The organism is Arthrobacter sp. HMWF013 (assembly GCF_003061105.1).
Taxonomy (GTDB): domain Bacteria; phylum Actinomycetota; class Actinomycetes; order Actinomycetales; family Micrococcaceae; genus Arthrobacter.
This window is the reverse complement of sequence record NZ_QAIQ01000566.1, coordinates 1-1,498: the sequence shown is the minus strand read 5'-3', so window position 1 is coordinate 1,498 and position 1,498 is coordinate 1. Positions and strand designations below refer to the sequence as shown.

The following is a 1,498-nucleotide window of genomic DNA, read 5'->3' as shown; positions in this document are numbered from 1 at the left end:
CCAGGCCACGTCCGGTGGCAAATGACACGCCCTCCAGGAATGCCTTGGCCCGCATCGTATCGGGGTAGGCCTCCAGCAGTTTCCAGAACGCCGCGTTGTGCCCGGCCACCAGAAGGTGGGCAAGTTCATGCAGCAATACGTAGTCGATGACCCATTGCGGCATGGGGCGGAGCTTGTCGGAGAGCCGGATGGTCCCTTCCGACGGCGTCGCAGAGCCCCAGCGGGAGTTCTGGTTGCTGACCCAACGGACCGATGTGGGGACTGCCCTGCCGCCAAAATACCTGGCGGATAAATCGGCAGCGTGGGCTGCCAGGGCGGCGTCCGTCGCTGGCTGCTTCTTCCCCTGCCTGGAACGTTTCGCCCCCTGGCGGTGCAGCTTCTCCAGCATTCTGTGGACCCATTCCCGTTCCTGCGCAACGGTGAAACGGGCGGGGATGGCCACCACCGCCGTCCCGTTCTCCCAGAACGCGGCGACGGTCCTGGTCCGGCGCGCGGACCGCCGAACCTCAACCGGCATACCGTCAGGAGTGGTGAGCGGGGCTTGGGCCGGCCTGCCCTGCGGCTGCCTCACAGGGTGGTGCTTTCCACCAGCACGCGAAGGACGTCCTCACCGTAGCGTTCCAGCTTGGATGGGCCCACGCCGGCGAGCGCGGCCAGTTCCTCCAAAGTGGACGGTTTGGCCTCTGCGATGGCCGTCAGCGTGGCGTCCGTAAACACCACGAAAGCCGGCACCTCGGCTGACAGCGCAATTTCCTTCCGCCACTGCCGGAGCGCCTCGAAGGTCTGCTCCTCGTAGCTGGGCGGGCAGTCGTTACACCGCCCCACTTTGCGTTCCGCGCCGCTGGCCAGCATGCTCCCGCAGACCCGGCAGGTGGCGGGGGCGGCGGCTTTCCGCCGCGGCGCAGGGCCCTTGCCGCGGGCGCTGGAACTGGCCACCGAGTTGGGACGGAGCCCGTCCAGGAAACGCGAGGGCTTGCGGTTGGCCCGTCCGCCGGGTGTGCGGGCGGTGGACCAGGACAGGGCCAGGTGCTCGCGCGCCCGGGTGATTCCCACGTAGAGCAGCCGGCGTTCCTCGTCCACGGCCTCGGGAGTGTCTGCGAAGGAGATAGGCATCAGGCCTTCGCTGAGGCCCACCAGGAAGACCGCGTCCCATTCGAGGCCCTTGGCTGCGTGCAGGGATGCCAAGGTCACCCCTTGCACGGTGGGCGCATGCTGCGCCAGGGACCGTTCCTGCAGTTCATTGACGAAATCCGCGAGGCTGAACTGCCCGCCCCGGACCTGTACCAGTTCGTCCGCGAGCGCCACCAGCGCTGCCAGCGACTCCCAGCGTTCACGCAATGCACCGCCGTTGTGCGGTGCAGTTTCCGTATATCCAAGGGATGCGACGATGTCCCGGACCAGCTGGCCCAGCGGCTCTGGCGACGAGGTCTCGGCCACTGCCCGGGTGGCTGCCCGCAGCTGAAGAATGGCGTCGCGGACTTCCTTGCGGGCGAAGAAC

2 protein-coding genes are annotated in these 1,498 nt (G+C 67.7%); both read right to left on the bottom strand.

The annotated features are described in order from the left end of the window. A partial coding sequence (locus DBR22_RS19315; RefSeq protein WP_108600333.1) for a M48 metallopeptidase family protein occupies positions 1-517 on the bottom strand: 517 nt, incomplete at its 3' end. Positions 518-567: 50 nt separating this feature from the next. Further along, positions 568-1,498 (bottom strand): ATP-dependent DNA helicase UvrD2 (locus tag DBR22_RS19310; protein WP_146187579.1); only part of this gene is annotated, 931 nt, incomplete at its 5' end.